This window comes from Affinirhizobium capsici, from assembly GCF_977018625.1.
In genome coordinates, this window is the sequence record NZ_CDRNXD010000004.1 from 1,709,499 (window position 1) to 1,734,213 (window position 24,715).

A 24,715-nucleotide genomic window follows, 5' to 3' on the forward strand; every position below is an offset into this window, starting at 1 on the left:
CCACTAAAGCCTGTAGCGTCCTTCTGCTCTTATGTCAGCCCCAGAGGCTATCAAGCCGATGGAAGCGGAAAAATCATCGTCACAGTCAGTCCTTGCATAGCCTGCTCGCCCTCATGCGTTGCGGAAAGCTCCAACCGCCCTCCATGCAGTTCCATCACTGCCTCTACCAATGACAGGCCAAGCCCGGTTCCTGGCTTTGATCGGCTTTCATCCAGCCGCACGAAGCGTTTAATCACCTCGTTTCGTTTGTCCGTGGGCACGCCTGGACCATGATCGCAAACGGAAAGGCGCAATTCCTCGCCCTGCTTCTTCAAGCGAACACAAATCGGCTCCTTGCTTTCGGCTTCGGCGGAATATTTGATGGCATTGTCCAACAGGTTAAAGATCGCCTGCCCTATCAATTCGCGATTGCCCTGCACCGTCAGGCTGGGTTCGATTTCCGTCTTCAGCGAGAGCCCTGCATCTTCCGCAACCGGCTCATAAAGCTCGGCGCAATCAGCAGAAATCGCCGAAATGTCTACCGCTGACATCTCGGCTGCGATTGATCCTGCTTCCACGCGGGAGATCATCAAAAGCGCATTGAAGGTGCGGATCAATTGGTCGGATTCGCCAATAATGCCTTCCAAAGCCGTTCGCCGCGTGTCCTCATCGTCCTCTTCCAAAGCATCCGCCGCTTTGTTTCGCAGCCGTGTTAAAGGCGTTTTCAGGTCATGTGCGATGTTGTCAGAAACCTGCCGCAAGCCTTCGTTCAGCTTCTCTATTCGCTCCAGCATGGCGTTCAGAGATTCTGAGAGACGGTCGAACTCATCACCTGCCAGACCGACAGGTAGACGTTGAGAAAGGTCACCCGCCATGATCTTGGTGCTGGCGGCAGACATTCTGTCGATGCGTCGAAGCGCGTTACGACCAATGCCAAACCAGATGACAAGCGCACCAAGCCCCATGATAGCGAGCGCCACCATCAATGCACGGCGCACAATACCTCGAAAGCGCCCCGGCTCGCCAAGGTCGCGCCCAACCATCACTCTCAGGCCATTATCGAGAAAGAACACATTGGCAGTCGCCACATGCTCGCGCTTCGGCCCCATTTCGGTGAAGGGCTCGTAGCGGAAGGGCATCCGCGTCCAGCCTTCATTGTCCAGAACGCCCGGTTCGACGGAGGCGACATTGCCAGCGAGCATTTCTCCGCTCGGGCTGGCGATCACATAGAGATTGGCTCCCGGCTGTCGCGCGCGCCTCTCCATGATGCGCAAGAGGAGGTTAATTCCACCGCGTTCATAGGCACCCCGAACATCGGAGGTCTCCTGAATCAGATTTTCACGCACCTGCTGCGCCAGAAGCCGCTCGGACATTGCGGTCACATAGACAACGAGAAATGCCGCGCAGATTGAAAACAACAGAATATAGAGCGCGGAAAGCCGCACGCTCGTAGAACGGAACAACAGGCGCAAGCGGCTCATGGGCGCAATCAGCCTTCGTCCTTGATCATGTAACCCGCACCGCGAATGGTTTTCAGCAGCGGCTTATCGAAATCTTTCTCGATCTTGGAGCGAAGGCGCGATACATGCACGTCGATCACATTCGTCTGCGGGTCGAAGTGGTAGTCCCATACATTTTCCAAAAGCATGGTGCGGGTCACCACCTGACCAGCGTTCTTCATCAGATATTCGAGCAAGCGAAATTCACGCGGCTGAAGCAGCACTTCCTTGCCGCCACGACGCACTTCATGGGAAAGCCGGTCGAGTTCCAGATCACCCACGCGGTAGATCATTTCCTGCTCGGGCGTTCCCTTGCGGCGGCCCAGCACCTCAACGCGCGCCAGAAGTTCGCTAAAGGCGTATGGCTTCGGCAGGTAATCATCGCCACCGGCACGCAAGCCGGTCACCCGGTCATCCACCTGGCCAAGAGCGGAAAGGATGAGCACCGGCGTATTGACACCGCGCTTGCGCAATTCGCTGATCACGGCCAAACCGTCGCGGCGTGGCAGCATTCGGTCGATGACCATCACGTCATAGCTGTTTTCACTACCCATGAAGAGGCCACTTTCGCCATCGCTGGCATGGTCAGCCACGATCCCGGCCTCCTTGAAGGCCTTGGTCATATAGGCAGCAGCTTCCAGATCGTCTTCAATTACAAGAATCTTCATGTGGGCCACCATAGCCTCGTGACCCTGTTCGGTGGAAGTGCTTTCGCTTGATGCATTCGGGGTGTGGATATCTGCTTGCATAGGCGCATCCTTCTCCAAAAAAGAAGGCGCCGGAGCATATTAGCCCCGACGCCCGATACCGCGGTCGGCTGGAGCGATCAGCCTTCGTTGATCGGCAGTGCCAGGAAGCGGCTACCGCTCTGCGATTCCACCTGGAACAGCGCGCGGGTGCGGCCATCCTTCTTGGCGGTCTCGATCGCCTTGCTGATGTCAGCGGCAGAGGTGATCTGCTGATTGTTGACGGAGGTGATCTTTTCACCCTCCTTCAAACCCTTGGCGGCAGCTTCGGAGTCTGGATCGACATCCGTGACGGAGACACCCTTGCCGTCTTCGGAAGGAGCAACCGTAATGCCGAGGCTTGCAAGTGCCTTCTCGCTGGATGGCTGCGTCTGCTCTTCACTCTGCTTGGTCTCAGACTTGTTCGCTTCGTCGCTTGCGAGATTTCCAAGCAACACTTCAACGGACTGAGCCTTGCCATTGCGCCAGATCGAAACGTCGATCTTCTTGTTTGGGCCAATCGCGGCGACCTTCTTGGCAAGGTCGCGTGCATCCTTGATCGGATCGCCATTGACAGCCGTGATCACATCGCCCTGCTTGATGCCAGCCTTGGCACCCGGGGAATTATCCTGCGGCGAGACAACCAGTGCGCCCTTGGGCTCGGAAAGGCCCAGCGATTCAGCAATGTCCTGTGTCACGGGCTGAATCTGCACGCCCAGCCAGCCGCGCTCCACCTTGCCATCCTTCATCAGCTCGGCCACCACATCCTTTGCGGTCGAAGCCGGAATGGCAAAGGCGATACCAACGCTGCCACCGGATGGCGAGAAGATCGCCGTGTTGATGCCCACCACTTCGCCGCTCTGGTTGAAGGTCGGGCCACCGGAGTTACCACGGTTCACCGGCGCGTCGATCTGGATGAAATCGTCATAAGGGCCGCTGCCAATGTCGCGGCCACGCGCAGAAACAATACCAGCCGTCACAGTTCCGCCGAGACCGAAGGGGTTACCAACGGCAACGACCCAGTCACCAACGCGGATTTTGCTGTCATCGGCAAATTTCACGTATTGGAACTTGCGCTTGGCATCGACCTTCAGAACGGCCAGATCGGTGCGGCTATCCTTGCCCACCAGCTTGGCATCCAGTTCCGTGCCATCGTTCATCACAACCGTATAGGCAGAACCGTCAGCCACGACGTGGTTGTTGGTCACGAGGTAACCGTCTTCGGAGATGAAGAAGCCGGAGCCTTGTGCAACCGGCCGCATGAAGTGCTGGCGGTTGCCATTGCGGTTACCGCGGTCAGCGTGATCCTGATTGCGGCCATTCGGCATCTGGCCGCCGAACTCCTTGAAAAAGCGCTTCAGCGGGTGATCGTCAGGGAGATCGTCAAAGCCGCGGCCGCCAAAGTTGAAGGAGAAGCCGTTGCCAGCATCGTCGGAAGCAGGCGTTGCATCGGATTTGACGCGAACGGAAACAACAGCGGGGGAAACAGCGGAAACAATGTCAGCGAAACTTGGAACCTGCGGTGCATTGACCGTCACTGGCTCAGCGAAAGTTTCATAGACATGGGCCGGAATGCCGGTTGAGAGCATGACAGCCGCGAGGCCCGCGACGGTGGTGCCCTTGAGAACGGTTTTGAAGGAAGGGCGTCCGATCTTGCTCATGGTCAATACCTTTTCATTCATTCAGACTGGAAACCGGTAATCCGGCGGTGAAGTTGATGAATGAAGATATAGGAGCTGAGACCTTAACTGCACCTGTCCGGGGCGTGAAATGTTTGTAATGTTGATTTCACGCGAGAAAATCAGTCCGAATGTCTTTGCTGGAGAAGGCTTTCCACTCTCGCCTGCTCCTCAGGCGAAAGCAGTTTCTCTTCCCGCTTGGCCGGGCGTGAGCGACGGAGAAGGAAAAACACCGCGATAATGCCGATAGCAAAAAGAGCAGCGGGCATGGCCCAAAGCGCAATCGTCTTCTCGCTCAGCCTCGGCTTTAGAAGCACGAATTCGCCGTAGCGGGAAACGAGGTAATCAATCACCTGCTGGTCGCTGTCACCTTGCGTAATGCGCTCGCGCACCAGAAGCCGCAAATCCTTTGCTAGCTCGGCATTGGAATCGTCAATGGATTGGTTCTGGCACACCATGCAGCGAAGCTGGGCCGAAAGGTTTCGCGCTCGCTCTTCCAGAACCGGATCTTTCAACACCTCGTCCGGGTTGACCGCCCAGGCAGGAATCGGCGCAAAAGCCAGGAACATTAACGCGAAAAGACTGATCAGCCGTCTCATTCCGCAGGCCCCATCGCCACTTTCACGGCTTTTGCTTTGCGGCTTGGCGCACCCACCCGCAAACGGCGGTCAGAGAGTGAAACGAAGCCGCCCACCATCATCACCAGCGCACCGCCCCAGATGCACAGAATGTAGGGCTTCCACCAGATGCGCACCACAATGCCCCCGTCGGCCATCGGGTCACCCAGGGAAACATAGAGTTGGCTCATGCCGAAGCTCAAAATGCCCGCTTCCGTCGTCGGCATCCGCCGAGCGGTATAGATGCGCTTGGATGACCACACGTCGCGGACGGCTACGCCACCTTTGCTAACGGTGAAATGCGCCCGTTCTTCCGTATAGTTGGGGCCGACCGCTTCCTTCATACCGTCGAAGATGATCGAGTAACCGCCGGCTTCAGCCACCTGCCCCTGCTTCATCTCAAGCACGGTCTCTGTCTCGAAGGTGGTGACTGCGACAATGCCCAGCACCGTCACGCCAAGCCCGAAATGCGCCAGCGCCGTACCGAAAGCAGAACGCGGCAAACCCCTCAAGCGAGAGAAAGCGACATTGAAGGCCAGCTTGCGGAAATTGGCGCGATACCAAAGATCAGCCAGAGCGCCGAACATCAGGAAGAAGCCAAGCGCCAGCCCCAGCGCCGCCATCACAGGCCCGCCGTTCTGTGCGTAGTAAAGTCCAAGCCCTGCCACCAGCGACAAGCCCGCAGCGCCATAGAGCCGTTGCAAAGCGCCCAGAATATCGCCGCGCTTCCAGGCGAGAAGCGGGCCGAAGGGCACGATCAGCAAAAGCGGCACCATCAACAGACCGAAGGTCAGGTTGAAGAAGGGCGCACCAACGGAAATCTTCTCTCCAGTCAGCGTTTCCAGCACCAGCGGATAGAGCGTTCCCGTGAGCACCGTTGCCATGGAGACGGTCAGGATGAGGTTGTTCAGAACCAGCGAACCTTCGCGAGAAATCGGCGCGAAGAGGCCCCCGCTTTTCAGGCTCGGAGCCCGCCAGGCAAACAGAGAGAACGCACCGCCCACGAAGATCGACAAAATAGTGAGAATGAAAGTTCCGCGTGTCGGGTCGGTCGCAAAGGCATGCACGGAGGTCAAAACACCGGAGCGCACCAGGAAGGTGCCAAGCAGCGAAAGGGAGAAGGTGATGATCGCCAGAAGAACGGTCCAGATTTTCAAAGCTTCGCGCTTTTCCATCACGAGAGCGGAATGCAAAAGCGCGGTTCCGGCCAGCCAAGGCATGAAGGATGCGTTCTCCACCGGGTCCCAGAACCACCAACCACCCCAGCCGAGTTCGTAGTAGGCCCAGTAGGAGCCCATGGCGATCCCGGCGGTCAGGAAGGTCCAGGCGGCCAGCGTCCATGGCCTTACCCACCGCGCCCAGGCAGCATCGATCCGCCCTTCCATCAGCGCCGCCACTGCGAAGGAGAAACAGACCGAAAAGCCCACATAGCCGAGATAAAGCAGCGGCGGATGCACCGCGAGGCCAGGGTCTTGCAGAACAGGGTTCAGGTCCTGTCCCTCGGCAGGTGCTGGCGCAAGCCGCACGAAGGGGTTGGAGGTGAGCAGAATAAACAGGGTGAAAGCAAGCCCCACCCAGCCCTGGACTGCCAGCACATTGGCTTTCAGCGTGTCCGGCAGGTTCTTGCCAAACAGTGCCACCATGGCTGTAAACAAGGCAAGAATCAGCAGCCACAGCATCATGGAACCTTCATGGTTCCCCCAAACGCCACTCAGCTTGTAAACCATGGGCATCAGCGAATGGGAATTTTCCCAAACGTTTTTCACCGAGAAATCAGAGACCGCATAAGCCCAGGTGAGTGCCAGAAACGAGTTGGACACCAGCACGAAAAGAAGAAGAGAGGCAGGCGCTGCAATCGCCATCATAGCGGCATCCTGCCGTCGCGCACCAATCACCGGAACGACGGAGAGGATCAGCCCCACGGCAAGCGCAAGAACCAAAGAGTAATGACCCACTTCAATGATCATTTGGTCACGCTCCCGGAGGTGCCACTGCCCTCGCCTTCCTTCCACACTCCATCGGCCTTCAGGCGGTCGGCCACTTCCTTCGGCATGTAGTTCTCATCATGCTTGGCAAGCACTGCGTCGGCGACAAAAGCATGGGCCGTGTTGAACACGCCTTCCGTCACCACGCCCTGGCCCTCGCGAAACAGATCGGGCAGAATGCCCGTATAGCTCACCGGCACGCTGGCAGAACCATCTGTCACCTTGAACTGAACAGTCGAGCCCGCGCCGCGCACGACAGAACCGGTTTCCACCAGCCCACCAAGACGAATGCGCGTTCCGGGCGAAACCTGATTTTTCGCCAGGTCACCCGGCATGAAAAAGTAGGCGACCGACTGGCTGAACGCGAACATCACCAAAAGAACGGCAATCAGGATGAAGCTCATGCCGCCTGCGATAATGGCCAGTCTTTTCTGCTTGCGTGTCATTGCAGGCTTCCCTCGCTCAGCCCCATTTCACGGGCAAGCGCCACCAGCCGCTGCCCCTCATTCGTGCTTGCCGGATAGGTTGTCAGCCCCGTTTGCAACGCTTCTTGCGCTTTGGCATCCTGCCCCATCACCTTGTAGGAGCGCACGAGCCGAAGCCAGCCGTCAATGTTTTTCGGATCGTCCTTCAACTTGGCCTCAAGGCTTGCAACCATGCCCGCAATCATTGCTTGTCGGTCGGTGGAAGACATGCCTTCTGCGGCGGCAATGTCTGCGCCCGTGGGGTTGCCCGGTTTCGGGGTCGCTTGCGGCGCATCAACCGGCTGGTTGGCGGCAATATGCTGCGCCACAAGCTGCTCCCAGGCTGCACCGGGCGGTGAATCCTTGGCAATGGCTTGAAAGGCGGAAAGCGCGTCCGCTTTCCGGCCCGCCTGTTCAAAACCTAGCGCCACGTAGAAGCGCGCCCGCATATTGTCACGGTCGGCGGCAACGGCCTTTTCGAAAAAGCCCCGCGCCTCCTCGGTCACAATGCCCTGATTGGAAGCCACCAGCGTCTCGCCCAGCCCTGCCAGGCGCTGCGGCGTTTCACCCAGAATGCGAATGGCGTTTCGGTAGGCGGCATCGGCATCGTCATAGCGGCTGGATCGGAAATAGATCGGAGCGAGAAGATCCCAGCCCGCACCATCCTGCGGGTTCTGCGCCAGGTGCCGTTCAGCCTTGGCAATCAGCAATGAAATATTGTTGCCCGGATTTTCAAGCCGCGCAGCCAGTGGCTGATCTGGAATCCCGGGATTGCCGAGCAGCAAATAGCCTGCCAGCCCCACAACGGGAGGACAGAGGATCACAAACACTGTCGCAAGCCGGTGCTTGCCAGACGCACGCTTGGAGATAACAGTTGCTTGCCGCTTGTCAGAAACCGCCAGCAGACGGCGGCCGATTTCTGCCCGTGCGTAATCCGCATCCGCCGCGCCGATCAGGCCTTGCGCAAGATCGCGATCAACTTCCTGCAGCTGGTCGCGATAGATCGCGGCCTCATCCTCGCCCTCAACTTGGGCGTCGGGAATAGCTTTCATAAGCGGTGCCAGAAGCAATCCCGCCACGCCTGCCGTCAAAACTGCGATAACAATCCAAAAAAACATAAAGGCCAATTACTGCAAGCCGGCGCACTTTCCAATCGTGCAGCCAGCGATGACATGAATTTGAGGCATTTCGCCGCAAAGCCTCTATGGCCTGTCCGGCTGGCCCGAACCTTGATTTACGTCAAGGCCAGCCACGTCCGGCAAATATGTGAAACAGCTTTGCGATCAGGTCAGCGGAGACCAGGCACCGTCGCTGTTGCGGCAGGCGGTTCCTCGTGCCTTCACGTCGCGTCCACCCGCAGTCACGCTATGCGTATATTGGCGGCAGTTCTGGGAACCGACCTGATAGGGTGCCGCAGCCACCACTTCACCCTTGGCATTGTTACTGTTCCAGTTGACAGCCTGCCCCACTCCGGAAAATTCCAGCGCCTTATATTCCGCTTCCAACGCTCTCTGGCGGTCGCTATCGTTCAATGGCGCGCCGGAACGTCCAATAATACCGCCCTGTAAAGCCGTAATGTAATTGTTCGGCGGCGCCTTCGAACCGAAAAGCCCGCCCCTTCCCGTTCCGGTCGTGGAACACGCCGAAAGCAAACTCGCAGCTATAACGGGCCAGACAATATATTTCACCGGGCGGAAATCCTCTTTCAAACCACTCGAACCATCAAAGCTCTATCCTGCCCTGAAATGTGACAGGCGAGCTTTCACTCAACATGGTTTTTAGCGTTTCTAAAGTAAAGGTCGAGGCTTAAGGTGCTCACTGTGCCATTTATACCGCAGTAAAATGGTCTCGTGTCGCTTTCTCAAGCGGTTTCCTTGGTTATCCCCGGTAGTGTCAGCACTGCGCGCAAGCCGCCTCGACGTCCCCGTGTCAGGTGGAACTTGCCTTGGTATTCGCTGGCAATCTCACCCACGATGGAAAGCCCAAGCCCGGTTCCCGGTTTGCTTTCGTCCAGGCGTCGTCCCCGTTTTAGCGCCTCTTTGATCTCGTCCGGGTTCAAACCAGGTCCGTCGTCTTCCACAGTCACTTCTAGCCAGTTGCGGCGAACCGGATCGACCCCTTCTGGAGCAAGGGCCGGTTGAACGGTCAGCCAGACGCCAGTCTTGGCATGACGGGCTGCATTCTCCAGAAGGTTTCCTACCGTTTCCTCCACATCCTGCTGCTCCATGCCAAGCGCAAGGCCGGGCTGGCTGGCGGTCAGTTCGAAGGTCTTGTCCGGGTTCAGCCGCCGCATCACGCGCACCAGCCGCTCAAACACGGCATCGGCCTCGGTACGGGCGAGCATGGATTCGCGCTGCGCGGCAATACGGGCGCGGTTAAGGTAGGATTGCACCTGGCTCTGCATGGCTTCAGCCTGGCTGCGGACGACACCGCCATGATCTTTATCGATCAGCCGCGCCTCATTCAGCAAAACGGCAAGCGGCGTCTTCAGCGAATGCGCCAGGTTGCCCACCTGCATGCGGGCGCGTTCGATAATGCGCCGGTTGCTATCGATCAGCGCATTCATCTCAACCGTCAGCGATTGCACCTCGCGGGGAAATTCACCTGCCAGCCGCTCCGCCTCACCTCGGCGCACTTTTTCCAGCGCCCGCCTCGCCTCATCCAGCGGACGAAGCCCGAATAGGATGGCAAGCCCGTTCACCACCAGGCTCCCGAGACCAAACACCACCAGCGCGATGTAGAGGCTGCGGGTAAAGCTCTGCACATCTTCATCCACGACATTCAGATTGCCGGTCACGCGAAAGCGCGCCGCGCGGCCTTCCGAGTCCAGCACAACTTCCGTCTCGGCCACCAGCACATTGTTCCCATAGGCATCCGTCGCCTGGTAGAAGCGTTCATAGCGGTTGTTGAAGGGCACGTTGAGGATGGATGGCACCTTGATGTTCGATGCACCAAGCGAAGAGGATGAAAGCGGCGTTGCGGCAAATGTGCCAAGCGGCTCCACAATCCAGTACCAGCCGGTTTCTGGCTGTGAGAAACGAAGGTCTCCCAGTTGCGGATTGCCCGCGAGACTATTGTCCTCGCCGATGGTGATCGAGTTCACCACGTTGTAAAGCTGGGCGCGCAGGAGATCGGTAAACGCCCGCTCGGATGATTTGGTGTAGAGCGCGGAAATCACCAGCGCGATCACCACCAGTGCTACGGCAGACCAGGCCGTAGCAAGCAGCAGAACGCGGGCGGTAACCGACCTAACGTACATCGGATGGCGCTTGCATGCGGTATCCGAGGCCACGCACGGTTTCGATCAGATCGACGCCAATTTTCTTGCGCAAGCGACCGACGAAAACTTCAATCGTATTGGAATCGCGGTCAAAATCCTGATCGTACATGTGCTCGATCAGCTCGGTACGGGAAACCACCTCACCCATGTGGTGCATGAGGTAGGACAGCAGACGGAATTCGTGTGAGGTCAGCTTCAATTGAACGCCGTTCACGGTCGCCTTCGAAGCCTTGGTGTCAAGCTTCACCGGGCCACAGGTAATCTCAGAGGATGCATGACCGGCGGCACGGCGAATGAGCGCGCGCACACGCGCCAGCACTTCTTCCACATGGAAAGGCTTGGCTACATAGTCATCGGCACCGGCATCGATACCGGCCACCTTGTCGCTCCAGCGGTCACGTGCCGTCAGCATCAGCACCGGCATCACCTTGCCTTCGGCACGCCATTTCTCAACAACGGTAATGCCGTCCATTTCCGGCAGGCCAATATCGAGAATCACCGCGTCATAGGGTTCCGTTTCGCCGAGATAATGCCCCTCTTCACCGTCGAAAGCCTGATCAACCACATAACCCGATTCCTTCAGGGCATCGGTCAGCTGGCGGTTCAGGTTGGCATCGTCTTCGACCACGAGAATGCGCATGGAAGTCCTTCGTCACGATAAGAGTGCGGATTCGGGTTCGCCTTTTAGCAAGGATTACATCGGAACGCGAACGGTCACTTTGCGGGGGCGTTCGCCACTGCCTTGAACCAGAACGGTGACAACGCAGGTCGCTCCGTCCTTGGAAGGCTGGGCAGAAAGAAGCTGCCCGCCTGTTTCGCGCACCACTTTGGTGGCCGCATCGCCGCAATCGCCTGCCACAAGAAGCAGATAATCTCGTGCGAAGGTCTGCGAAGCTGACAGGCTCATCAGGCCCGCAGCGACGATCGCGATCATCTTTCTTGATGCCATGACGACTACTTCCGCTCACAACCACGCATGGGTTTGATTACCAAACCAACTGGTAAATTATGTATCGAATAGCGGCTGAATGGCAAATGAATGTCCGGCTCAGCCACTTCTCCTGCTCACCCGAGGTCCGAACCGGCAATTGTGCGGGTCGCCGTCAAGCGTCCGTAAATGGCCAAAAGCCCGCCGATAGCGCTGGCAGACGTAGTCAATGCATCCACCAGCCCCGCCTGCTCGTGAATGGGGATAGTCTGTCCCCGCGCCTGCATCAACGCTGCAAAAATGGCAATCAAGCCGCCCCATACCGTCTTTGATTCATACCAGACCTTGGCGTCATCCATCTCATCTTACTCCTTGTTTCTTCACATCCAGCATGCGTTCAGCGGCAATGCCCAGGGGTACCGCCCGCCCCATCTGCCGCACCCGCACACGCAAACGTGTCTGGATGCTGGCAAAATCCTGAAGTTCCAGATCTGCGGGGTAGCTGCAGGAAGCCTCGCTCACCTCGAACCGGCGAATCAGCGTGTCGCTCTGCGGGTGCAGGACGTCCAACCGGTAGCGCTCCTCCGGTTCGTCCAGCGGCACATCGCTCGCTGCCCAGTCGTCGGCATCCACACGCGCGCGGCGTACCCATGTGAATTGTACGGCCTCTTGGACGCGCCGCGCCTTGATGTGTACGGGGGCAAGCGGCGTCAAAGCTCGCAATCCTCCCGCAAAGCTCAAGCGTTCCGTGCGGTCACTTCGCCCATCCAGCGGCTCCAGCAGCCAGTTCAGGGCAAGTCCTCGCTCCTCAGCCGTCAGCCCCAGCGGCAGCACCGCTTCGTCCAGAACCACCAAATGCGCACCCTGGCCCGCACCCGCCGCCATGGCGTCTTCGGTTCCGGCCAAAGCGCGCAGCAGGTTCGTCAATCGCCATTGTCCCGGCCCCAGCTCTTCGGCTCGCTCAAAGCCCAGCAGTTCCCAGGCGCCGGACCTGCTTTGCACGGCCACCCGGTTCTCACCGCTCAGCAGCCCAAGCCTCGGCACCGTCGAAAGCCCGCCAAAAGGCAGTGACACCAGCAGGCCATTGTGCCGGTCGAAGCGCCCCACGCATCCCGCCTCCAGGCCTTGCAGCAGGCTTCCAATCCGGGCTGGCCGGTCGATCAGTGCACGGGTTCGATATCCCTCGAGTGTTGCAGAGCTGGAAACCGCCATCCGCGTCCAGGGCTTGGCAAAGGCGGCAATACGAGCAAAACCGTCGGCATTTCCCACCTCGAACTGCGGCAAGTCCAGAAAAGCCACCAGCGGGTCAAAGCCTTGCGATGGCTTCACCGCCACAAAACGCTCCGCCGTGGAAGATGCCGCCCGAGGGGCGGACGCTGCCTCAAAGCGCCGCGCCTCCACATGCCGCACATCGGCATCATCAATGCGGGTGATGATGAACACACCCTCTGGATGGCTGGCCGGCCCACTCGCCAGCCGCACCGCATCCCCGGGCATGGGGGCAATGTCAGCGGGTGAAAGCGGAAAGCGGATCGTGCGCCGTGCCAGATGGTTGTCGCGCAGCTGTGCCTCGGCACTCGCCTGCGCCACCTCGTCGCTCATGGCACCTGGCAGATCGGTGCGTAGAATGCGCCGCGTCGCCCCCGGCATGGAGCGGGAGCGCACACTGGCCTGATCGTAATCCAGCGCCGTATTGGCAAAACCAATCACGGCTTCCGCGGCAAAATCGCTGTCATGTCCGCGGGTCTCGGTCCAGGCCGGTTCGCCCTCGCGCTCGGCCAGAACCTCGATGTCGCGCACCGGCAATGCCGTCTTGCCGCGAGAGCGGAAGATCAGCCGCCCCTCCTCCTCCGACACGTCGATCAGAAAGGCTTCCACCAGCGGCGCCAGCATCTGCCGCGCCGAGGTAAGCTCGCCTTGAACATAACCCGTCAGGTCACCGCAAACACTGGAAACGTCGAAGTCATCAAAGCCATGGTCACGCAAAATCGCGGCAATCGTATCGGCAAGCGTCGCGGCCCCCAATCGCCCTGTCAGCCAATGGCCGGTGCGCCAGTTTTCACCGTCTGACCATATGGAAGATTGCTGCGGAAAGGCGGGGTAAGGCCGGGCGTCCCAGGCCCATAAAAACAGGCGTTCCGGGTCCACCATTCCAGCCGGTGCAGTACTTCCTTTCCAGTGGGCAAAATGCGCATCCAGAAACCGCCTTTGCACGGCATCGTCCCGCGCCCCGCTGGAAAAATACGGCTTGCCGCTCTCGGCCGATTTCGGATCGAGAAACAGGTTCGGCTGGTTGCCACCCTTGTCGATGGCGGCACAGCCGAGTTCGGTAAACCAGATTGGCTTTGACCCCGGCACCCAGGGCGTCGGCGCTGCACTTTCCTGTCCGTTCACGCGGTTGAAATGCCGGTTCCCCCACCATCCGGCCAGATCCTTGTAGCGAAACATCCAGGGCTTGGCAGCCAGACCATCCGTAATCGGGCTTCGTTGCCGCGCCCGGCGTGCTGCCTCGCTCGCATAGTACCAGTCGAAGCCCTCACCAGAGGTCACGGCACGCTGAAATGCTGCTGCATCCTGCGAACTTGTCATTCCGTCAGGGTTGCCGTCCTTCAGGTCCTCGTCCCGCCAGTCGGAAAGCGGCATGTAATTGTCGATCCCGATGGCATTGATGGCAGCCGAAGCCCAGAGCGGGTCGAGATGGAAGAACACGTCACCGGAACCATCCTGCGGATGATGGCCAAAATATTCGCTCCAATCGGCGGCGTAGGTCAGCTTGGTCCCGCCACCCAAACGGCTAGCGCAATCCTCGGCCAGCCGCACCAGTTCCCCAACAAAGGGAAAGGTATTCCCGGCCCCGCGCACCGTTGTCAGGCCGCGCATTTCCGAACCGATGATGAAGCCATCCACGCCGCCCGCCTGCCCCGCCAGATCGGCATAATGCAGCACCATACGGCGGTAACCTTCGACCCTGTTGCAGAAAGCGTCGATCTGTCCTGCCGCCTGCGACGTCCGGTCCACGGACCCGGGCAGCCCCGGTGCCGGATGGCAGCTTATCCGCCCTCGCCAGGCATAAGGCGGTTGGCCCACCCCGCCATAGGGGTTGGGCAGGCTGTTGCCTTCTGCAATATCCATCATCACGAAGGGGTAGAGATAAACCTCCAGCCCCCGCGCCCTCAGGTCGGCAATCGCCGCCAGCACACTGTCATCGCTCGGTGTTCCGCCATAGGCCGGCCCACCATTGCGCTGGCTCACCACATAGGCCTCTTCCCGCGCAATCCCGGCGACGCTCCAGGGCATCGCCTCCCTGCCTCGCGACGGCACTTCCACACCGGGCAGAATGCGGCATTCCCCAGCGCGCAAGTCCGTGCCGAACCAGCTCACCACCAGCGCCACGCGTTGCAGGTTCGGACAAAGCGCCTGCAATTCATCCATGGAAGCCTGCCAGTCACTCGCGGCCATGCGGTTATTGCGGTTCAAAATGGTGGCGGAACCGAAGCCTCTTCTCTCTTTGACCGGCACCGGCGAATAGCCGAATTCCGTCGATCCGGGGATCACGATCATCGCGCGGATATCGCGTTCCAGCGTGCCGATGGCCCGCACCACCTCAAACTGCAAGAGCGGAATGCGGTTGCCGTAATTGCCAATCGGCAGCCGCTCGAACACCACATAGGCAAGTCCGCGAAAGGCAGGCGCATTTCCCGCTCCCTGCTTGGCCTCGATCAGCGGGTCCGGCAACTGTTCGTCGCTTCCCTTGTAGACGCGCATTTCCACGGTGGTCAGGTCCAGTTCCTGCCCATCCGCCCAGACCCGGCGGATATGGGAAATCTCACCTTCGCAAAGCCCAAGCGCGAAATTGGCAAAATAGGTAAAGGTCTTGGCCCGCTGGCTGCCGGTGGATTTGCCGCCCTGCCGCTCGCTTTGCACCTCTTCCTCAAAGCGCGTGGCCCAGATCAACGTGCCGCCAATCCGCGTCGTGCCGTAAAGACGCGGTATCGCGGTTCCCTCATCAGCACCGGACAACCGGGCATTGGAAAGCCGCGGGCCCATGACAGTCGATCCGCCACCGAGGATGGCGCGGTCCACCATGGCGCCTGCCAGCCCGCCCGCTGCCCGCCCGAGCATCGCGCCCACAGGACCGAAAAAGGAACCGATGGCAGCACCCGCCGCCTGAAACATGATTGTCGCCATGGATTTCCTCAGATATGTCGAAGGGCACTGGCTCAACCAAACCGATGCACGGCCACGATCCGCCGTCGCCAGCCCTCCACAAGGGCAGAGCGTGTCACGGCAGCCTGTTCATAGGCATGGATGAAAAAGCCCTCATCGGCCAGAATGCCCACATGCTTGGCCGCACAGCCCGCCCGCCAGCGAAACACCAGCACGTCGCCAGGTTCTGCCTCTTTGAACGGGATCGCCGGTCCAAACAGCCGCAAGCCCGCATCCAGCAGCCGTTCTTCGCCACTTCGCTCGGCCCAGTCCGGCGCATAAGGCGGAACGGCAAGCGGCGGCTCAGATTTATAAAGCTCGCGCCAGATGCCAAGAATGAGCCCGATGCAATCACAGCCCACCCCCTTCAATGCACCTTGATGCCGGTAGGGCGTGCCGATCCAGTTTTCAGCAAGCACAAGGACACGCTTAGCCCTGCTCATGAAAACAGAGGCCCGCCATCATGGCTGCCATTGGCATCGGCATAGGAGTAGCTGAAGTCAGCGCCGGGCATATGCGGAAAGCCGCGAAAGTTCAGCTGATTGCCAAAGCGCTCCCGGCAGGTGGAAAATCGCTTGTCGCAGCCTGCCGTCAGCACAACACTTTCACCTGCCGCGACATCGCGTTCCAGCGGCAGCCACAGTGTCACAAGGCTTGCTCCATCCGCCTGCATCTCATGTCGCTCGATCAGCACCAGCGTCCCATCGGCCAGCTGCATTTCGCCTTGGTCGAAGAAGCCGCTTTCCCGCCCGCCAACACCTGCCAAAATCAGACGGCTACGGTCAGGCTGCTGGATCACCTGCCCATTTGCTTGAAATGCGACAAGCGATATCCGGCACCGTTCGTCACCCAGCCGCGCATCGCAGCGCCGCCCGTAAATGCGCCCCTGCGGCTGGTCTAGCCTATGTGCCATGCTGCGCAGTTCGGCGCTGAAGCGGTCGCCGGAGCGTGTCACCTCGCCAATCTCGCGTACTTCCAGCCGCACATATTGCGAGGCATCGGCCCAGTTGACGAGAAACAGTTCCACCTTCGCCCGGTCAAACCGACCAGCCGCCAGATCGTCCTCCGTAATCGCCTCGCTGGAAAAGCCGCCGCTCACCTCGCCTGCATTGGCCGCCATGCCACTTGCCGCCTCGCTGTCGCTGGCAGAAAATCCGCTTGCCGCACGGCAGCGGGTTCCGGCCACCATCAGGTCTTCGTCATGGTCGGTAAATCCCAGAACCACGCCATCGGTGCGCGTCACCCGCCAGGCATGGCAGGTCGTCGTGGCATCCGTGGCTAAATGCGCGGCAAGTCCCGCCGGAACCATCCTCATGGCAAAATCTCCGTGATTGGAATGGCGGGAATGCGCCCGGCATTGAAGGCCGTCAGGTTGATGTCGATCCGGTCGGTGTCGAAACGCACCGGCACATCGAACTCAAAACCGGCACGAATAGCCGCACCTGCTGGCGGCACCGCATTCGCAGCAAAGGTCACCATTCCCGTTGTCGCATCGCAGGTGAAGCGATTGCTCGCCACGGCCTGCCCGTTCACGCTCACCACCACGCTTGGTCCAATTGGCTTTGCAATGGTGCGGCGGCTTGCCCCGCCCGCATCGCCGTATATTTTCACCAGTTGAAAGCTCTGCGTTACACCATCGCCGGTGCCGACTGCCTGATCCGTGGCGCTCACCGCCGCATGTGGCGGGCAGGATTTCCAGTCGAGCGGGTCGCGAAAACGAAAGCCGTAAAGCTGGCCCATCCGCGCTTCAAAAAAGGCCAGAACCTCGTAAAGATCGGCAAGCGATTTGATACCGCTTCCCGCATCATAAGCGCGTCTGGCATTGCGCCAGCGTGCATTGCGGTTTTCCCGCCCGTTGGAAAGGTTGACGATATCCGTGCGCCGCACCGGCCCACCACTCACCCCCAGCGCCAACCGCAGAGGAAAGCGCACCTCGTGAAATCCGCTCATGTCACGCCCTCACACACCACGCCGTCCACGCGCCACGCTGCGGGTCAGCATGGCGGAAATCTGCCCTTCGCTTTTGCGAAAGCTCGCGGCATCGGTGGCATTCACGTTGAATACAATGGGTGCGGCACTGCCTCCTCCGCCTGTCATGGCAACGCCCAGCGCACCATCCGGCCCCCGTTGCAACGGCAAAATGGCCTCGGCTCCCGCCTCGCCCATCAGGCCCGTATGACCGCCTGCCATGGAAAAGAAGCTAGGTGAGCGCACCACGCCGCCATCGGCAAAGGGCGTTACCTTGCCCATGGAGCCGATGAGGTTTCCGGCGGCCCCCGCCACGGCATTTTCCAAAGGCTTCAGTGCGGCGGAAAGGGCAATGTCGCTCATGCGCCGCCCAAGTCCGCGCAGCACATCGTCCAGCCCCTTTCCCTGCAGCACCGCCCCCTGCAAGGCACTGCCCAGTGCCGTTCCGAATCGCTCGGAGCGGGCTTCAAGGTCGCTCATGGCTTGCGAAAGGGCCTGTGTGCTGGAAAGTGTGTCCGCAATCGGTGAATTGTCCGGGGTCATGATCTTTCAGCCTCATCGGGGAAAAGCCGCATCAGCGCCTCCATGTCGGCACGCTCCATTGCAACGCGGTGGGGGCGATAGCCACCGGCCATGGCCATGAATTCACGGGGGCTCAAGCGCCAGAATTTTTGGGGTGAAAGCCGCAGCACGCACAGGCCCACATGCATCACCTCCGGCCAGCCCGGCCGGTTTGCATCACCTGTCTGCGGTGCTGCGGCTCTCAAGGGTTTGGGCGCGGGTCTCCTTGACCATCGCTAAAGGCGCTTTCCAAAAGTTCGCTGGCAATGCGGGCAGATGCGGCAATGCCGCCCTCGATGTTCATGCCCGCCACTTCCTCATCGGGAAAAAGGTTTCCGCCGCCGCGAAGCCCTGCCCCGATCACCTTCACCAGATCGCCGGCCTTCAACTTGCCATGCGAGAAATAAGCGGCAAGGCCGGTTAGATCCTCCACGCCAAACGCCGTTTCCAGCTCGGCTAGTGCCCCCAGCGTCAGGCACAGAATGCGCCGCTCGCCATCGATCATGGCTTCCACTTCGCCGCGATGGCGGTTGGCTCGCCGCCCAGAAACCATTGCGCGCGCCGCCATCATAGAGTCCCGAAGCTCAAGGCACCGGCGGATTCCAGCGCCAGTTCAAAGCGCACTTCGCCATTGTGCTCCCCGGAATATTCAAGCGCCGTGATCTGGAAGGGCCCACTGATCGTGCCGAAGGAGGGTATCACCACCTGCCAGTTCAAAATCGCACCGGCAAAGAAAGTGCTGCGGATCAGCGCATCGGATGCCTGATCCTTGAACAACCCGCCTCCATTCAACGATGCCCGCTGAATCCCAGCCCCGCCCAAAAGCTCACGCCAGCGCCCCGCGCTCTCGGCATCGGTAATGTCCACCGTCTCGGTGTTGAAAGCCAGCCGCTTGCTGCGCAATCCAGCCACCGTCAGCCAGCTTGCGCCGTTTTCCACCTTCAACAGAAGGTCTCGTCCCGCCTGTGCCACCATCGCAGCTGCTCCCGTCATTCAATCCATTGGTTCTCAAAATGTCTTCAAATCGTCTCGGTCACCGCCCGCAGGCGAATGTCTGTCACCAGCGCCCGCGTCTTGCCGTCCAGCCGCTCGCGGGTAGACAGGACCACAAGGTTCACCAGATGCCAGCCGTCTCCTAATGTCAGGCTGGCACGGTCCAGCACCGCTTGCACCCTCGCACACAGGCGTTGCGCCTGCTGCCTGCTCGCCCCCTCGCACCACGCTTCAAGCGTCAGGAAATGCTCCTCGCCTCTCTCGGTCGCGGTGGAATAGTCCCGGCTTTCCAACTCGCCATAGACGATGCAGGGCAGTCGCAAACGAAGCGCATTTCGGTCGATCAACCCGGAAGGCCCCACCTCGGAAACCAGCCCTGCATCGCTCAAAAGTCGCGCATGAATGGCCTTCATCAAGCTTGAAGCCGCGCTCATGAAAGCACCTCTTCGCAATCGCAGAGGAAAAACCGCCCGCTCTCATCCGGGTCACGCAGACTGCGAATGTTCAGCACCCGCTCACCCTTGCGAAAGCGTCGCCCGACCTGCAAATCCGGCCTCTGACGAAGCGTCACGCGGTGGGAAAGCACGGCCCGTTCGGCTCCCGCCAGTTCCATCTGACGGTGCCACACCGCCCCTTGCACCAGCGGTTCGACATGCGCCCAGACCTCCGTCACCGCCACCCATGAGGTCAAAACCCCGCCCTGCCCGTCACTCGTCTCCTGCGGCACTTCCAGCACCAGCCGCGTGTTCATCAGGCCGGGGTCGAGAGGAAGCAGAACCATCTACAGTCTCCGCATCCGGTAGGCCGCCAAAAGCCGCTCATAACCCTCCGGCACACCACCCGGCTGTTGCTCCGGGGCCAGCACGCCGCGATAGGCATACATCAGCGCAATGTGCATCAGCATGGCTCGTTTCAGCGGGTCCGGCACATCCGCGCCGCTTTCGCCAAAGCCTGCCGTGAAATCGATTTCGATGCCGTTCACCGCCTGTCCCGGTGCGGGCGGGCAGCGCAGCCAAAGCCTGGCCGGTCGCGCCTGCCCATCCAGCAGGTGATCATTCAGCGGCACCGTAACCGCCTCGCCATCGGCTTCATAAATCCTCACCGCATCAATGGCTTGCACCGGCCCCCTGACAATCTGAATCACGCCATCCTTCGGCCAGCGGTCCAGATAGAGCCGCAGCTTTTGCCGCAAAAGGCAAAGGCCCGTCTCACGCTCCAGATGCTCGCGGGCAGTGGCGATCAACTGCTGCAACAGGTCGTCTTCGGCGGATGTATCGATCCGCAGATGCGCCTTCACCTGCGCAAGCGTCAGCACATCCGCCCGCGGCGGTTCAATCACGGCATAGGTCATGTAAATTCCCTTTGAATAAGCAGTTCCGGTCAAATCTGGCATTGCGCAGCCAAGCGGTTGTGTCGTTATCTGCAGCCCATTCAGCCCCAAGCGGCACACAGCGTTTTCAGATGACGATCAATATCGAACTCACCTCCTATCCGGGCCTTGATAGCCGCATCCGTGTGGTGCGGGCGGGCGATGAGGTGGATAGTCTTTTCGTGCGGACCGAGCGCTTCGCGGTTCTCGTGGATACGCTGGGCACACCTGCCCTTTGCGCCCGCGCGCTTCAGCTTCTGGCCCCTCACATCGGCGACCTGCCCCTTATGGTCGTCAATTCCCACATGGATTGGGATCATGTCTGGGGGAATGCTGCACTAGGTCCTGTCCCCATTATCGCGCATGAAACAGCAATGGCCCGTCTGCGGGACGGCTCGGTCCATCAAACGCTGAAGGACATGCAGGCGGATGAGGACCGGTTTCATGAGGTCAAGATCATCCCGCCCACCATGACTTTCGCGGGTGGCAGCCTGACCCTCCATGGGGGTGACCTCACCCTGCACTTGCTGCACACGCCAGGCCACACGCCAGATCATCTGGTCCTCTGGATACCAGAGCTTCAGGCATGCTTTGCTGTCGATGCGGTCGAAGCGCCCATTCCAGAGGTCTGGAGTTCTTCGCCGCAGGATCTCCTCGCCCTTTGCCGTTCCTTGAAGCGCATCCGCGATCTAAAGCCCCGCCACCTCATTCTCGCCCACGGCCAAACGGATGATCCCGCAACGGCGGAGAACAACCTCGCCTACTTCCGTGCACTGCGCGATGCCACAGCGCATCTCGATCAGGCCAGCCTCGAAAACCCTGCTCTCGCTGAAACAGCATCCTTCCGGGCCGAGAACTTCATCCAGCTGTCTGACACTATGCCGGAAGCGACCCGCGATTTTTATCGCGGCTTCCACGCCGCCAACCTCCGCGCCGCACAGGCAGCGCGAAAGGCTGGCGTGGATTTTCTCGAAGAATGAGACCTCTCTAGTTCGCGGCGAACTTCACCAGCTTGATCGCCTCGAAATTCTGCACCCCGCCGCCTACGCGCTTGGTGGTGTAAAACAGCACGTAAGGCTTGGCGGAGTAAGGATCGCGCAGAATGCGAACGCCGGTGCGGTCCACCACCAGATAACCGGCGCGGAAGTCACCAATGGCAATCGGCAGAGCGTTTGCGCCAATATCCGGCATCTCCTCGCCTTCCGCCACGGGAAAGCCCATCAGCGTTGCCGCCTGTCCGGCCGATGCCGGTGGGCGCCACAGGTAATTGCCATCGGCATCCTTCAGCTTGCGAATTTCACCTTGCGTGCGCCGGTTCATCAAAAAGGTCGCGTTCTGGCGGTGACCGGCTTTCAGCGCATAGATCGCATTCACGAGCACGTCGGATGCGCCAGAAGCGGCAAAGGCTCCCGCTGCCCCCGTTGCCACATAGCCCAGCTTGCCCCAGTTCCAGCTACCGTCAGCCACCGTGTCATAGGCCAGAAAGCCCTTCGGCTTGTTCACCCCATCGCCACGTATGAAGGCGTCACCTTCCTGCTCGGCAAACACCGTGTCTACTTCGCTGGCCAGCCAGGCTTCAATGTCCACCGCCGCATCGTCCAGCAGCGTCTGGCTCGCCGCCGGCATCGCGTAAAGCTCCATGGTCGGGAACGTCAGTTCGGAAAGCTGCGGAGAAGCCGTCTGTGGTCGTGCCGCCGTTTCCGTCACCCAGCCGGTTGCCGGTCCTGTCAGCGCGAAGGGCTTCTTCAGCACAGCGGTGGAAACGGTGCGCACAGTGGAAAGCGCGCGCATGGGAGATACCACCCTCAGGCGGCGGCCAATCTCGCTATCGACAGGATCGGGCACCAGATAGCCGCCATCGCTATTCGATCCGGCGCTCATCGCCTTGGCTTCCAGCTCCCGCAAGGCCCCCTCATCGCCCCGGCGCATATAGGCGTCGAAAGCGGCCTTATGCTCTGCCGCCTCCGGTCCTGCATCCGGGCCTCGTCCAAGGGCTGGCCTTGCCTTCTTCAACGCCAGCTGGTCGATTACCCGCTTCTGCTCATCCATGCTGCGGTTGATCCGCTCAAGCTTGTCGCGGGTCACCACGTCGGAGGTCAGCTTCTGCTCGATTTCGTTCAGGCGGCGGTCGTTCACCTCCTTGAAGCTTTCGAACGCCTCCATAAAATCGTCGAAGGCTGCCGTCATCGTGTCCGGCACGGCCTTCACCTCGGGCGACATTTTATGCTCCGGTGCCGCCTGCATCTGCGTCTCGCTCATAAAGTTTTTCCTTTAAATGTATTGGTAGCCATGGATTTTGCGGCCCGGCGCATGGTGCGCACGAGCTCGGTTTCACGGTCGCGGAAAAACCGCGCCTGCTTTACGTTGGAAATCCTGGCCGATGGCAGCATCGGAAAGGTCACAACGGAAATCTCCCAGAGATCGGCTTCCAGAATTCGCCTTATCCCGCTCTTTGCCTCGTTGCGGGCGCGCACAGTGCGAAAACCGATGGAAAGCCCGTCCAGCGCGCCGGTCTTCAACAACGCATGAACTTCTCTGGCGCGGGCCACGCCCTTGGCCAATTGGCCCTCCACATAGAGCCCACGCGTGTCTTCGCGAAGCGTGGTCCAGGCCCCGATCGGTTCGTTCGGATCGTGCTGGTAGAGCATACGCACACCCTTTGGCCCACGTTCCACCAGCGAGGCCTGAAATGCCCCGCGCTCAATCACGTCCTTGCCCAGATCCACCTCGCCAAACAGGCTGGCATAGCCGCTGAAGGTGCCGTCACCGCCCAGTTCGGAAATCTCCAGGCTGGCAAATTTGCGCGCGTTGGGTCGTGGCCCGCGATACACGTGCATGAAAATCTCCCGCTTGTTTGAAAAGTTCAGGCCTTTATCCGCGGCTCTCAGGGCTTGCACCGTAGCGGCCCACCACGCGCACCAAGGCCCCCAGCACCCACCAGGCGGTGAGGCTTGCTGCAGCAGAACCGGAAAGGGCTGTCTCCATGGCGGTCAGCTCCCCCGCCAGCCCCAGTTTTTCGGAAAACCAAATGCCCGCTGGCGCACCAAACATCACGCCGCAGCAAGCCCCGGTCAGGAAGCGGCTCACCGCCTCCTTCCACGTGTCGGGCAAAAGATAAACCAGCGAGACCCAGGCACCTGCCGTCGCCCCCACCACCCGTGCGGCAAACAAGCCGCCATCCTGACCAAGATCGGCCATCGTGCTCACCTCATTTGAATGTTTGAAATCAACCGCTTGAGCCCCACCGCTCACAGCCTGATTCAGCCTCTTCAGAAACTGATTCAGTAACCCACGGCCTGCCGCTTTTCCTCGTCGGTCAGGAAGCTTGCAGAACCGATCCGGCTCCACAGTGCGTCGCGCTCGGCGGAAAGTCCTGCCACCTGGTCAAGGTCTGGTTCCAGTCTCAGGCTTTCGCCATAAAGATCTGAGAACCATGCGGAAAAGTTCTGCGCCGTACGCGCCAGAAGCGGCACCACGGTCAGGCGAAAGAAGGCGCGGTTCGCCTCCTGATAATTGGCATAGGTGTTGTCACCGGGAATGCCCATCAGCATGGGCGGCACGCCCAGGGCCAGCGCAATGTCGCGCGCGGCACCGTTTCGCGCTTCCATGAAGTCCATGTCCTTGGGCGAAAGCCCCATGGCCTTCCAGTCCAGCCCGCCCTCCAGAAGCAGCGGACGCCCCGCATTCACCGCCCCCTGATAGCCCGCCTCCAGTTCCGCCTTCAGCCGGTCATAGGCATCGGGAGAAAGGTTGCCGCCCTCCTTGGGTTGATAGACCAGCGCACCGGAAGGTCTCGCCGAATTGTCCAGCAGCGCCTTGTTCCATTGGCCAGCAGCATTGTGCAGGTCCAGCGCCGCCCCGGCTGCGGCAAGCGGCGAGAAGCCGCCATGATCGTCCAGCGGGTGGAACAGCCGCAAATGCAAAAGCCCCGCTCCGTCCTGCCCATGCGCCGCGATCCGCCGCCTTGCATCGCCATTCACCCGGTAGTCATAGGCAATCGGCCAACCGTCCGCCCCCACCACTACGCTCACCCGGTCGGGTCGCAAGAGGTGCAACTCCCGCAGCACTCCGCCAATCCTCACCGCCTCAACATAGGCATTGCCGGAAAGCAGCAAATGCCCGAACAGGCTTTCGAGAAAATCCGCCCCCACCTGCCGCGCATTGGGCCGTGCCAAAAGCGCAAGTGCCGAGTGCTCCGCCATCTCGCGGTCGCCGTCATAGGCCAGCCACGGCACGCAGGCCGCCGCCTCTGCCACCATGCGAATGGCGCGGTAGGCCACGGAGTTGCGCATCAGCCCGGCGCGGGAAAGAGAGGTATAGGAGCGGCCCGTCCACTGCACACCTCCCTCTCCCGCCAGAAGTGAAAAGCCAGCGCTGGAAAACGCCCCGGCTGCCTTACGCTCAGGCACGGCTTCGCTTTTGCCCGCAGTCCCCCACGGCCATTTGGGAAATCTCATCGTGA

28 protein-coding genes are annotated in these 24,715 nt (G+C 60.3%); 1 reads left to right on the top strand and 27 read right to left on the bottom strand.

Annotated elements, in window-relative coordinates; all coding sequences use genetic code 11:
* Positions 1–50 precede the first annotated feature (50 nt).
* From AC0JZ1_RS11625 to AC0JZ1_RS11735, 23 genes are all read right to left on the bottom strand, one after another.
* The gene (locus tag AC0JZ1_RS11625) at positions 51–1,460 is read right to left on the bottom strand and encodes a sensor histidine kinase (protein ID WP_471882517.1); all 1,410 of its coding nucleotides are present in this window, start codon (positions 1,458–1,460) and stop codon (positions 51–53) included.
* Between the two features lie 8 nt (positions 1,461–1,468).
* Entirely contained in the window at positions 1,469–2,158 is a 690-nt protein-coding gene (locus AC0JZ1_RS11630; RefSeq protein WP_471883428.1) for a response regulator transcription factor, read from the bottom strand.
* Positions 2,159–2,304: 146 nt separating this feature from the next.
* On the bottom strand, positions 2,305–3,864 hold the full coding sequence (locus tag AC0JZ1_RS11635; RefSeq protein WP_471882518.1) for a Do family serine endopeptidase: 1,560 nt from the start codon (positions 3,862–3,864) through the stop codon (positions 2,305–2,307).
* A gap of 140 nt (positions 3,865–4,004) precedes the next feature.
* On the bottom strand, positions 4,005–4,481 hold the full coding sequence (locus AC0JZ1_RS11640; protein WP_471882519.1) for a cytochrome c-type biogenesis protein: 477 nt from the start codon (positions 4,479–4,481) through the stop codon (positions 4,005–4,007).
* Complete coding sequence (locus AC0JZ1_RS11645; protein WP_471882520.1) at positions 4,478–6,466, bottom strand: heme lyase CcmF/NrfE family subunit; 1,989 nt, start codon at positions 6,464–6,466, stop codon at positions 4,478–4,480. The genes AC0JZ1_RS11640 and AC0JZ1_RS11645 overlap by 4 nt, the downstream gene beginning before the upstream one ends.
* Positions 6,463–6,930, bottom strand: a complete 468-nt coding sequence (gene ccmE, locus AC0JZ1_RS11650; protein WP_471882521.1) for a cytochrome c maturation protein CcmE — start codon at positions 6,928–6,930, stop codon at positions 6,463–6,465. Before ccmE ends, AC0JZ1_RS11645 begins: the two co-directional genes overlap by 4 nt.
* Positions 6,927–8,066 carry a c-type cytochrome biogenesis protein CcmI gene (ccmI, locus tag AC0JZ1_RS11655; protein ID WP_471882522.1) on the bottom strand — a complete coding sequence of 380 codons (1,140 nt, stop codon included), beginning with the start codon at positions 8,064–8,066 and terminating at the stop codon, positions 6,927–6,929. Before ccmI ends, ccmE begins: the two co-directional genes overlap by 4 nt.
* A 165-nt stretch (positions 8,067–8,231) precedes the next feature.
* Positions 8,232–8,636: a hypothetical protein gene (locus tag AC0JZ1_RS11660; protein ID WP_471882523.1), complete on the bottom strand. Its 405-nt coding sequence runs from the start codon at positions 8,634–8,636 to the stop codon at positions 8,232–8,234.
* Positions 8,637–8,809: 173 nt separating this feature from the next.
* On the bottom strand, positions 8,810–10,207 hold the full coding sequence (locus AC0JZ1_RS11665) for a sensor histidine kinase (protein ID WP_471882524.1): 1,398 nt from the start codon (positions 10,205–10,207) through the stop codon (positions 8,810–8,812).
* Entirely contained in the window at positions 10,197–10,868 is a 672-nt protein-coding gene (locus tag AC0JZ1_RS11670; protein WP_471882525.1) for a response regulator transcription factor, read from the bottom strand. The genes AC0JZ1_RS11665 and AC0JZ1_RS11670 overlap by 11 nt, the downstream gene beginning before the upstream one ends.
* Before the next feature lie 54 nt (positions 10,869–10,922).
* The gene (locus tag AC0JZ1_RS11675; protein ID WP_471882526.1) at positions 10,923–11,177 is read right to left on the bottom strand and encodes a hypothetical protein; all 255 of its coding nucleotides are present in this window, start codon (positions 11,175–11,177) and stop codon (positions 10,923–10,925) included.
* A 116-nt stretch (positions 11,178–11,293) separates the two neighbouring features.
* Positions 11,294–11,515, bottom strand: a complete 222-nt coding sequence (locus AC0JZ1_RS11680) for a hypothetical protein (protein WP_471882527.1) — start codon at positions 11,513–11,515, stop codon at positions 11,294–11,296.
* A 1-nt stretch (position 11,516) separates the two neighbouring features.
* Positions 11,517–15,344 (bottom strand): baseplate multidomain protein megatron, encoded by a 3,828-nt coding sequence (locus AC0JZ1_RS11685; protein ID WP_471882528.1) that lies wholly within the window; start codon positions 15,342–15,344, stop codon positions 11,517–11,519.
* Between the two features lie 32 nt (positions 15,345–15,376).
* Positions 15,377–15,805, bottom strand: coding sequence for an NlpC/P60 family protein (locus tag AC0JZ1_RS11690; protein ID WP_471882529.1), 429 nt, complete (start codon positions 15,803–15,805; stop codon positions 15,377–15,379).
* Positions 15,802–16,677: a DUF2163 domain-containing protein gene (locus AC0JZ1_RS11695; protein WP_471882530.1), complete on the bottom strand. Its 876-nt coding sequence runs from the start codon at positions 16,675–16,677 to the stop codon at positions 15,802–15,804. The genes AC0JZ1_RS11690 and AC0JZ1_RS11695 overlap by 4 nt, the downstream gene beginning before the upstream one ends.
* Positions 16,674–17,312, bottom strand: coding sequence for a phage distal tail protein, Rcc01695 family (locus tag AC0JZ1_RS11700; protein ID WP_471882531.1), 639 nt, complete (start codon positions 17,310–17,312; stop codon positions 16,674–16,676). The genes AC0JZ1_RS11695 and AC0JZ1_RS11700 overlap by 4 nt, the downstream gene beginning before the upstream one ends.
* Before the next feature lie 9 nt (positions 17,313–17,321).
* The gene (locus AC0JZ1_RS11705; RefSeq protein WP_471882532.1) at positions 17,322–17,873 is read right to left on the bottom strand and encodes a phage tail tape measure protein; all 552 of its coding nucleotides are present in this window, start codon (positions 17,871–17,873) and stop codon (positions 17,322–17,324) included.
* Positions 17,870–18,097 (bottom strand): rcc01693 family protein, encoded by a 228-nt coding sequence (locus AC0JZ1_RS11710; RefSeq protein WP_471882533.1) that lies wholly within the window; start codon positions 18,095–18,097, stop codon positions 17,870–17,872. Before AC0JZ1_RS11710 ends, AC0JZ1_RS11705 begins: the two co-directional genes overlap by 4 nt.
* Positions 18,094–18,459, bottom strand: a complete 366-nt coding sequence (locus AC0JZ1_RS11715; RefSeq protein WP_471882534.1) for a gene transfer agent family protein — start codon at positions 18,457–18,459, stop codon at positions 18,094–18,096. The genes AC0JZ1_RS11710 and AC0JZ1_RS11715 overlap by 4 nt, the downstream gene beginning before the upstream one ends.
* Positions 18,459–18,866 (bottom strand): phage major tail protein, TP901-1 family, encoded by a 408-nt coding sequence (locus AC0JZ1_RS11720; protein WP_471883429.1) that lies wholly within the window; start codon positions 18,864–18,866, stop codon positions 18,459–18,461. The genes AC0JZ1_RS11715 and AC0JZ1_RS11720 overlap by 1 nt, the downstream gene beginning before the upstream one ends.
* Positions 18,867–18,910: 44 nt before the next feature.
* Positions 18,911–19,318, bottom strand: coding sequence for a DUF3168 domain-containing protein (locus AC0JZ1_RS11725; protein WP_471882535.1), 408 nt, complete (start codon positions 19,316–19,318; stop codon positions 18,911–18,913).
* Positions 19,315–19,665: a phage head closure protein gene (locus AC0JZ1_RS11730; RefSeq protein WP_471882536.1), complete on the bottom strand. Its 351-nt coding sequence runs from the start codon at positions 19,663–19,665 to the stop codon at positions 19,315–19,317. The genes AC0JZ1_RS11725 and AC0JZ1_RS11730 overlap by 4 nt, the downstream gene beginning before the upstream one ends.
* On the bottom strand, positions 19,666–20,235 hold the full coding sequence (locus AC0JZ1_RS11735; RefSeq protein ID WP_471882537.1) for a head-tail connector protein: 570 nt from the start codon (positions 20,233–20,235) through the stop codon (positions 19,666–19,668).
* Between the two features lie 110 nt (positions 20,236–20,345).
* Between AC0JZ1_RS11735 and AC0JZ1_RS11740 the strand changes: the two genes are divergently transcribed.
* Positions 20,346–21,233: an MBL fold metallo-hydrolase gene (locus tag AC0JZ1_RS11740; protein ID WP_471882538.1), complete on the top strand. Its 888-nt coding sequence runs from the start codon at positions 20,346–20,348 to the stop codon at positions 21,231–21,233.
* Between the two features lie 7 nt (positions 21,234–21,240).
* Here the strand turns inward: AC0JZ1_RS11740 and AC0JZ1_RS11745 are convergent, their stop codons facing one another.
* The 4 genes from AC0JZ1_RS11745 to AC0JZ1_RS11760 form a co-directional block, all read right to left on the bottom strand.
* The gene (locus AC0JZ1_RS11745; RefSeq protein WP_471882539.1) at positions 21,241–22,512 is read right to left on the bottom strand and encodes a phage major capsid protein; all 1,272 of its coding nucleotides are present in this window, start codon (positions 22,510–22,512) and stop codon (positions 21,241–21,243) included.
* Complete coding sequence (locus AC0JZ1_RS11750) at positions 22,509–23,090, bottom strand: HK97 family phage prohead protease (protein ID WP_471882540.1); 582 nt, start codon at positions 23,088–23,090, stop codon at positions 22,509–22,511. Before AC0JZ1_RS11750 ends, AC0JZ1_RS11745 begins: the two co-directional genes overlap by 4 nt.
* A gap of 34 nt (positions 23,091–23,124) precedes the next feature.
* Entirely contained in the window at positions 23,125–23,451 is a 327-nt protein-coding gene (locus AC0JZ1_RS11755; RefSeq protein WP_471882541.1) for a DUF6107 family protein, read from the bottom strand.
* Positions 23,452–23,534: 83 nt separating this feature from the next.
* A complete protein-coding gene (locus tag AC0JZ1_RS11760) occupies positions 23,535–24,710 on the bottom strand; it encodes a phage portal protein (RefSeq protein WP_471882542.1) in 1,176 nt (391 codons plus the stop codon).
* Between the last annotated feature and the right edge of the window lie 5 nt (positions 24,711–24,715).